This is a genomic window from Janthinobacterium sp. FW305-129 (assembly GCF_020858115.1).
Lineage (GTDB): Bacteria > Pseudomonadota > Gammaproteobacteria > Burkholderiales > Burkholderiaceae_D > Janthinobacterium.
Window position 1 is genome coordinate 369,968 of the sequence record NZ_JACYMM010000007.1, and the last position, 8,391, is coordinate 378,358.

Annotated in this window: 7 protein-coding genes and 2 tRNA genes; 5 read left to right on the forward strand and 4 right to left on the reverse strand. The window is 63.1% G+C overall.

Translation table 11 applies throughout. The features are described from left to right. Positions 1-11 precede the first annotated feature (11 nt). Positions 12-1,310 (forward strand): NAD(P)/FAD-dependent oxidoreductase, encoded by a 1,299-nt coding sequence (locus IGS61_RS16890; RefSeq protein WP_230540727.1) that lies wholly within the window; start codon positions 12-14, stop codon positions 1,308-1,310. A 42-nt stretch (positions 1,311-1,352) separates the two neighbouring features. On the opposite strand, the gene IGS61_RS16895 is transcribed toward IGS61_RS16890, so the two are convergent. Next, positions 1,353-1,868: a DUF6265 family protein gene (locus IGS61_RS16895; protein ID WP_230540728.1), complete on the reverse strand. Its 516-nt coding sequence runs from the start codon at positions 1,866-1,868 to the stop codon at positions 1,353-1,355. Positions 1,869-2,020: 152 nt separating this feature from the next. On the opposite strand from IGS61_RS16895, the gene IGS61_RS16900 reads away from it, so the two are divergent. Continuing rightward, positions 2,021-2,428: a hypothetical protein gene (locus tag IGS61_RS16900; protein ID WP_230540729.1), complete on the forward strand. Its 408-nt coding sequence runs from the start codon at positions 2,021-2,023 to the stop codon at positions 2,426-2,428. Between the two features lie 18 nt (positions 2,429-2,446). On the opposite strand, the gene IGS61_RS16905 is transcribed toward IGS61_RS16900, so the two are convergent. Further along, a complete protein-coding gene (locus tag IGS61_RS16905) occupies positions 2,447-3,160 on the reverse strand; it encodes a sensor histidine kinase (protein WP_230540730.1) in 714 nt (237 codons plus the stop codon). Between the two features lie 308 nt (positions 3,161-3,468). Between IGS61_RS16905 and IGS61_RS16910 the strand changes: the two genes are divergently transcribed. Continuing rightward, positions 3,469-3,864: a hypothetical protein gene (locus tag IGS61_RS16910; RefSeq protein WP_230540731.1), complete on the forward strand. Its 396-nt coding sequence runs from the start codon at positions 3,469-3,471 to the stop codon at positions 3,862-3,864. A gap of 74 nt (positions 3,865-3,938) precedes the next feature. On the opposite strand, the gene IGS61_RS16915 is transcribed toward IGS61_RS16910, so the two are convergent. Further along, complete coding sequence (locus IGS61_RS16915; RefSeq protein WP_230540732.1) at positions 3,939-4,922, reverse strand: GGDEF domain-containing response regulator; 984 nt, start codon at positions 4,920-4,922, stop codon at positions 3,939-3,941. A 330-nt stretch (positions 4,923-5,252) separates the two neighbouring features. Beyond that, positions 5,253-7,730 (reverse strand): PAS domain-containing hybrid sensor histidine kinase/response regulator, encoded by a 2,478-nt coding sequence (locus IGS61_RS16920; RefSeq protein ID WP_230540733.1) that lies wholly within the window; start codon positions 7,728-7,730, stop codon positions 5,253-5,255. A gap of 427 nt (positions 7,731-8,157) precedes the next feature. On the opposite strand from IGS61_RS16920, the gene IGS61_RS16925 reads away from it, so the two are divergent. Beyond that, positions 8,158-8,234: transfer RNA gene (locus IGS61_RS16925), tRNA-Arg, on the forward strand. A gap of 83 nt (positions 8,235-8,317) precedes the next feature. Further along, positions 8,318-8,391, forward strand: a tRNA-Arg gene (locus tag IGS61_RS16930).

Sequence of the window (8,391 nt, forward strand, 5' to 3'; positions counted from 1 at the left end):
CAGGAGGATCTTTGCACAGTAAAATCGTAATCGTAGGAGGAGGTGCAGGCGGCCTGGAGCTGGCCTGCAAACTCAGCCGCAAGCTCGGCCCCGGCCAGGTGACCCTGGTCGACAGCCGGCTGTATCACATCTGGAAGCCTTCGCTGCATGAAGTGGCGGCCGGCACCCTGGATATTCATCAAGAGGGCCTGTCGTACCAGATGTTGGCGCATGACAATGGTTTTACCTATGTCTATGGCCCTCTGATCGCGCTCGACGCGGCCAGCAACAGCCTCACCGTGGGCGCCATCGCCACCGACAAAGATGAACAGCTCTTGCCGCAGCGCACAGTCAGCTATGACCAGCTGGTGCTGGCCGTGGGCAGCACCTCGAATTACTTCGGCGTGCCCGGCGCCCAGGAAAACACGATTTCCCTGAATGCCACGGAAGACGCGGAACGGTTCCGTTTGACCCTGCTCAAGCTGCTGGCCATGGCCGAGCAGCGCCAGGGCGACGCCGGCCATCCCGGTGTCGACATCGTCATCATCGGCGGCGGCGCCACGGGCGTCGAGCTGGCGGCCGAACTGCGCGAAGCGAGCGGCGTGTATGCCGCGTATGGCTTCCAGAATCTCAACGCCATCAAGGACGTGCGCATCACCCTGCTGGAAGGGGCGCCGCGCATCCTGGCGCCGCTGCCCGAGCGCGTCTCCATTGCCGCCTCGAAACTGCTGCATCAGCATGGCATCACCGTGGTGACCGATACGCGCGTCACCACGATCGAAGCCGACAAGGTGACGGTGGCCAGCGGCACCAGCTATGCGGCCGACATCTGCGTGTGGGCCGCCGGCATCCGCGCGCCGGAATTCCTGTCCACTTTGGGCTTGCCGACCAACCGCGCCGGCCAGCTGGAAGTGACGGGCATGCTCAATGTGCAGGGCCACGCGAATATCTTCGCGCTCGGCGATTGCGCCGCCTGCATGGGGCCGGACGGCAAGCTGGTGCCGCCGCGCGCCCAGGCGGCCCACCAGCAGGCCGATTACCTGCTGAAGACCTTTTTGCTGCAAGCCAAGGGCAAGCCGCCGCAGACGAAACCGTATGAATACCTCGATTACGGTTCGCTCGTGTCGTTCGGCCGCACGACGTCGGTCGGTACCCTGATGGGTTCGCTGAAGGGCCTGAGCTGGTTCGTCGAAGGATTTGTTGCGCGCATGATGTATGTCAGCCTGCACCTGATGCACCACAACGCCGTGCTGGGCAGCGTGCGCACGGCCGTCATGGCCATGGGCCGTTTCCTGATCAAGCGCAGCACGCCGCAGGTCAAGCTGCATTGACCTGGTTGGTATCAGAGCAGAAAGGGGCCGCAAGGCCCCTTTTTATTTGCCGTGCGCGACGGGCGCCGCGTCGCAGCGGCCCCGCGTCATGGGAAAATCGATGGTGGTGAGCTTGCCCTTCAAGGTGCCGGTGATGCTGGCGTGCAAGATGCGCTCGCTGTCGTGGCGGTAGACGATGCGGCTCGGGAAGTCATTGTCCAGGTTGGCGAAGATGAATTCATTCGGCTTGTCCTGGCGCAGCAGGTTGAACACTACGGCCGGCTGGCCCGACGGCTGCACGATGTAGGCCAGCTGGCCCGGTTCGGTGAGGCGGATCTGCACGAATTCGAAGGCCGTCGTCTTGCCGCCCTTGACGGTGCGGCTGGTGCCGAGCAGGATGCCGCCGGCAGCCGTACTCCATTGCTCCCCGGAACCGGGCTCGGCGCCGTCGACGTTCCAGCAGCCGGCCAGCCAGGCCAGCTTGTCCACGGTTTCCGGCGGCGGCACGGTTTTTTCGGCGGCCTGGGCGGTGGTCATGCCCAGCAGAACTACAAACCACGTCGTGGCAAGGCCTTGCATACGGTCTCCTGTTCTTTAGATATTTGCATTCAATAATTGCAATAAAGTGATGCTTTTTCGCAGTGCAGGCGCTGCGTGCCGCCCGATGGAGCGGCAGGCCAACTATACTTTATGGAATGACATTGCTGGCCCAATCACTACCAGGAGCAATCATGCACGATTCTTTCACGCCGCAGCGCAGCGATGGCCTTCAGGGTGGCGAAGGCCAGTGGCGCATGCGCGCGCGCGGCAACCAGCTTGTTCTTGTTGCCTGGGCGGGCGGGGCAGGGAAGGCATGGCTGGAGTGCCAGGTTTCCGCCGATGCGGCGTCCACGCCGCTTGCCTTCAGGCTGTCGCTGGACGGGCCGTACCCGCGCCGAGAAACGGTGCAATTTGGCAATATTGACGTGAGCCTTAACTTGTCCCGTGAAATGCCTGAGGCGCCAGATGGCATGGTGGCGCTGGTCTGCGAGCTACCCTTGTCGGCACAGAACTTTTTCCACGGGGTAATTGCCACATGGGCAGCGACGGGCCAGCCGGCCGGTGGCGCGCCAGAGCCGCTGCCGTTCCCCGGCCCTTGACGCTGGGTAAGGCGGTGGCTATTCCTTCGGGCTAATGCGCGGCAAGACCACGGTCAGGGCCGTGCCGCCGTGCGGATTGGCCGCCAGGCTCAGGCTGCCGCCCAGGTAGTGCACGCGCTCGCGCACGGAGCGCAGGCCGTGCTTGCTCATTTCGACCGGCTCGCTGGGCGGCAAGCCGCTGCCGTTATCCTTGACGGTCATCATCAGCGCTTCGTCATTGTCGTCGATGATGATGTCCACTTGCGTGGCGTTGGCGTGCGCGGCGATGTTGCTGAGCGCCTCTTCCAGGGTGCGCAGCAGGGCGACGCCCACGTTGCGCGGGCAAATCAGTTCATCTTCGGGCAGGCTGCAGCGCACGGTGATCTTGTGTTGTTCGGCAAATTGCGTGGCCAGTTCGCCCAGCGCGACATTGACGCCGAGAAACTCCAGCTTGTCATTCCACAGCTTCATCTGCATTTGCCGGTTCGTTTCGATCACATTCAGCAGCAATTGCTTCATGGTCGCCGCGCGGTCGAGCAAGGCCGCTTCCTGCGGCATTTTTTGCGTCAGCAGCGACAAATGCATGGTCAGCGCCGTCAGCGACGAGCCGAGGCTGTCGTGCAGCTGGCGCGACAGGGCGCGCCGTTCATTGTCCCAGCTGGTATTGACATGACCCAGCAATTCGCTGAGATCGGCGGCGCGTTCCGCATCGGCCTGGGCCGCTTCCTTGTTCGGATCTGTTTGTGCGGACATAGCGCCCCGTGAATGGTGAAAGGTGGACCAAATTCAAGTGGTGGATCATACATGAGGATTTCATCGCAAGGCGCATGGATGGAAAATTTCTGTCTTTTCGGCAATTTTAATCTCCTCCCATCACTTTTATATCATAGGCAATCTTATTGTTTGCGCCAGCGGTACCGTTCCCGTCGTTACGTACGGCTGCGCACATACCCGGACGCCGCGCGCTGCCATAGTGGGGCCATGCATTCTCCCATGCTGCATAGCCGCCATCGTGGCGCAGGGCGCCGCACCGGCCCTTTACCGAACTGAAAGGACATGCCATGAATATCGAAACCATCGTCGACAAGGAATACCTCGACAAAAGCTTCCGCGACATCGTCAACGCCCCCATCAGCGCCTTGCGCGGCGTCAGCGCCAAGGATGCCAAGGCCTTGCAGCAAGCGTTCGGCGTGACCACCGTGCGCGAACTGTCCAACCTCAACTTCGTCAAATGGGCCAGCGCGCTGGCCATCCTGGCCGATGAAGAGGGCATGAGCGGCGAAGAACGGGCCAAGGAAGAGTTGCTCGACGACGCCGTGGAAATGACCTTCCCCGCCAGCGACCCGATCTCCGTCGATGCCGGCATCACGCGCATCGAAGTGTCGCCGGAAACCGTCGATGCGCAAACGGACCACCAGCATGCGGGCCAGCATGAAGTGACGGCCGGCAAGAAATAAAGTGTCTCTGCCATAAAAAAACCGGCTGGCCGTGAGGCTTGCCGGTTTTTTGACGTGCTGCGCGGAAAGTTGGCTCAGGCGATCGAGGGGATGCTGTTTTTCTGCATGTTGACCTGGGCGGCCATCACTTCGTGGGGCGAGCAGCAAAAGCGGTTCTTGCCGGCGCGCTTGGCTTCGTACAGGGCCGTGTCGGCCGCGCCCAGCAGGGATTCGACGGTGCTGGCGTCGTCCGGGTAGATGGCGATGCCGATGCTGGTCGACAGGCGCAGGGTCAGGTCGTTGATGAAATACGGCTCGGAAATGACTTCGATCAGCTTGGCGGCCGGTTCGCGCGCGTCGCCCTTGCCGGCCAGGTTGCCCAGCACGATGACGAATTCGTCGCCGCCGATGCGCGCCACCGTGTCTTCCTTGCGCGAGGCGCCCACCAGGCGGGCCGCCACCATTTTCAGGATGTCATCGCCATAGCCATGGCCATACGTATCATTGATGGCCTTGAAACCGTCCAGGTCCAGGTACAGGATGGCCGATTTGCCGCGGTTGCGGGCCGATTGCTGCAGGGTATGCCCGATGCGGTCTTCCAGCAGGCGCCGGTTCGGCAAGCCCGTCAGCGGGTCGTGCAGGGCCAGTTCCTGCTGCTGCTTGCTGTATTGCGCCAGTTCCTTGTACAGCAGGCGCACTTCCAGCATGTTGTGGATGCGCTTGTGCACTTCCATCAGGTCGAACGGTTTGCTGATGAAGTCGCGCGCGCCCGCTTCCAGGGCGGCGATCTTGAAACTCGGTTGTGCCGTCAGGGCCAGCACGGGCAGGTAGCCGCCATGCTCGATCTCCTTCAAGCCTTTCATGACCTGGAAGCCATTCAGTTCCGGCATTTGCAGATCCAGCAAGATCAAGTCGTAGCAATGCTCCTGGTGCAGGGGGCAGACCTGGGCCGGACGCATGGTGGCCGTGACATTGGTATAGCCGGCATCGCGCAGGATTTCCAGCATCAGGTCGACATTGTCGGGTGAATCGTCGACGACCAAAATTTTAGCTTTCAAAATCTCATCTTGGCTGGGCATGTAGGGTCTCGGTTAATACGGTCTATGCAACGCTGGCTTCTACCGCAGCGTTTCGGCTGACGGCGGTGGGAAAGATAGTAGCGCCTTGCAACAAGACAGGGCGCACAACAGCGCTTGAACTCGCTTCTGCCACTGATGGCAGCCAAGGCTGCCTGTCTCCTGCCTGCCGTGCAGGTGTGCTTCTGCATTTCAGTGTAGCAAACTTCAGCTTAGTTGCTTGTAGGACAGTGCCGCGTCTGAAAGTAGGAAGGCTAAACCACAAAATAGTCATTATGTTCAGCACTATGTATTTCTTTGTATCATCTTTTTAGGGGCGGCGGATGACCCTGTTCAGGGTGGGATCATCACGCGTGCGGCGGCCAGTTGCGCCACGGCCGCCAGCAGTTCGGCCGGGTCGAGCGGTTTCGCGACCCAGGCCTGGAAGCCGCCGGCCAGCGCCCGCTGGCGGTCTTGCGGTTGCGCAAACGCCGTCAGCGCCAGCGCGGGCAGGCGGGCGGTAGCGGGGGAGGCATGCGCGCGTATGTGCGCCAGCAAGTCGAAGCCGTCCGCATCGGGCATGCCGATGTCGCTGATCAGCACATGCGGCTGTACCTGTTCCAGCAGCAGCAGTGCCTGCGCCACGCTGCCGGCGTCGTGCACTTCGGCGTGGTGGTCGCGCAGGATGCGGGCCGTCAGTTCGCGCGCATCGGCTTCGTCATCGACCAGCAGCACCTTGATGCCGCGCAAGTCATGGCTGGCGGACGGGGCGCCGCCCGTCTGACGCGCGGCGGCGGCCGGCGTGCCCAGCGGCAGGCGCACGGTAAAGCTGGCGCCCTGCATGTCGCCGGCGCTGCTCACCGTGACCGTGCCGCCATGCTGCTCCACCAGGTGCTTGACGATCGCCAGCCCCAGCCCCAGGCCGCCATGCCGGCGCGTGGTCGAGGCGTCGGCCTGGCGGAAGCGGTCGAATACGTGGGGCAGGAAGTCTTTCTTGATGCCGACGCCGTTGTCGGCCACCGTGATGGCCAGGCGGTTCGCTTCGCGGCGCGCGCCGATCTCGACCCGTCCCCCTTGGGGCGTGAATTTCAGGGCATTCGACAGCAGGTTCCAGATCACTTGCTGGATGCGGCTGGGGTCGCCCATGATGCTGCCCGCATCGCTGGCGATGCTGCTGTGGATGGCGATATGCTTGGCGTCGGCCGCCGGGCGCAGGGTTTCGATGGCCGAGGCGATGACGCTGGCGGGCGCGAGGGGCTGCAGGTCGAGCATGACCTTGTCGGAGGTGATGCGGCTCATGTCGAGCAAGTCTTCGATCAGCTGCGCCTGGGCGCGCGCATTGCGTTCGATGCTTTGCAGGCCGCGGTGCAGGTCGGCCTGGTCGCGCGTGCCACGCCGCAGCACCTGGGCCCAGCCCAGGATGGCCGACAGCGGCGTGCGCAGTTCATGCGACAGGGTGGCGAGGAAATCGTCTTTCAGCTGGTTCGTGCGCTCGGCCTCGGCGCGCGCCTCGCGTTCGCTGTCGAGCAGCACCTTGCGCTCTTCGGCGGCGCGCGTGGCGGCCGCGTACAGGCGCGTATTGTCGAGCGCGACGGCGGCCTGGGCCGCGATGGCCGAGACGATGCGTTCGCTGCGCGCGCTGAACATGCCCGCCTGCGGATGGCCCAGCAGCAAGCGCCCCAGCAGCAGGCCCGAGCGTGAGCTGACGGGCAGGCTCAGGCAGCTGCGCAGCGGCGGCGCGCCGTCGGCGCCGGCCTCGGGCGCCGCCAGCAAGTCGTTCTGGCGCATGGCCGGCCCCTGGCGTAGTTCCGTGGCCATGGCATCCGCCTGGCGAAGGCTGAGGCCGGTGACGGCGCGCGCCGAGGGGAGCGCGTCTGTATCGGGCGCGGCCGCATCGTCATGGTAGTAAAACGCGCCGAAGCGCGCGCCGCTGATGCGCGTGGCCGCATCGACGGTTTCCTGCAGCAGGGCCGGCAAGTCCAGGGTGCCTGCCAGGGCCGCACCCGTGTTGTTGAGCAATTCGAGCACGCGCGTCTCGTCGCGCAAGGCTTCCTGCGCGCGCTTGACCTGGTCGACGTCGGTACTCGTGCCAAACCAGCGCAGCAGCTGTCCGCCCCGGTCGCGCACGGGATTGGCGCGCGTCAGGAACCAGCGGAACTGGCCGTCGGCGCCGCGGATGGGAAATTCCATCTCGAACGGTGTACCGTCGCGCAAGGCGGCCTTCCAGGCTTGCAGCATGGGCGGCAGGTGCTGCGCGTGATAGGCGATGCTCCAGCCGTCGCCCGCCATCTGCTCGGCGCTGGTGCCCGTGTAGTCGTGCCAGCGCTGGTTATACCAGGCAATGGTGCCGTCGAAGCTGGCGATCCAGGCCAGTTGCGGGATGGAATTGGCCAGCGCGCGCAAGTCTTCCTCGCGCTGGCGCAGGCTGTCCTCGGCCGCCTTGCGCTGGCTGATGTCCTGGATATACGTGGTCAGGCCGTCGCTGGAAGGGAAGATGCGCACTTCCAGCCAGCGCCCCAGCGGCGAATACAGCAGTTCGAAACTGCAGCTGTGCTGCTGCGCCATGGCGCGCCGGTATTGCACTTCCAGTTCCGTGCCCTGCAAGGCGGGGCAGGCTTGCCACAGGTTGCCGCCCGCCAGGCGGCTGCCGGGCGGACGCTGCGGCGCCAGCATGCCGGCGCCGCGCGTATTGATATAGCGGATGCTCCAGTCGCGGTCGAGCAGGCAAAAGCCGTCGGTGATGCTCTCCAGTAAGTTGGCCAGGCGCTCGTCGGATAGGCTCAGCGGCGCTGATGGGGGAAGCAGATCTTGCTTGCGTTCATGCTTGGCCATCGGAAATCCTGGAACGGTGCGGCTGCCGCACGGGCGCTTGCCCCGCCAGGCCACCGTCGCTAAGCTCAGTTAAATGGGTCATGATGAAAATGCCAGCCGTCATGAATTAGCGGAGGCACGAGCGCCCCTGTCTGGCTGGTATTGTAGCCCCAAGCGGCACGCCGCCACCGCACGCTTGCCTGCCGCATGCAGATAGCACTGGACAGGCTGGAAGGCAGTCCCTATAATCCCGCTTCTTTCGAGACAGCAACTTCTCGATTCGCTGGATGCCACTGTGAAAGCAGAAGGGTCCATCGATAAAAAGGCGTCGGCTTTTTGGCGGTGAAAAGGTAGTCGGTCATGCGGGGCGGTATTCTGCAAAATCAGCTAAGCGATTGAAAAATCGAACTTTTCAAAGCGAAATGAATACGCTATAATGTTTGCCTGCGCGGCTGTAGCTCAGCTGGATAGAGTACTTGGCTACGAACCAAGGGGTCGTGGGTTCAATTCCTGCCAGCCGCACCAGAATACTGAAAATCAGTCTTTGCCTGGTTTTGTTGTAACAAGTTTCACCTCCATGTTGTTCAATGGAATGTTGTAGAAGTTTTGCGGCTGTAGCTCAGCTGGATAGAGTACTTGGCTACGAACCAAGGGGTCGTGGGTTCAATTCCTGCCAGCCGCA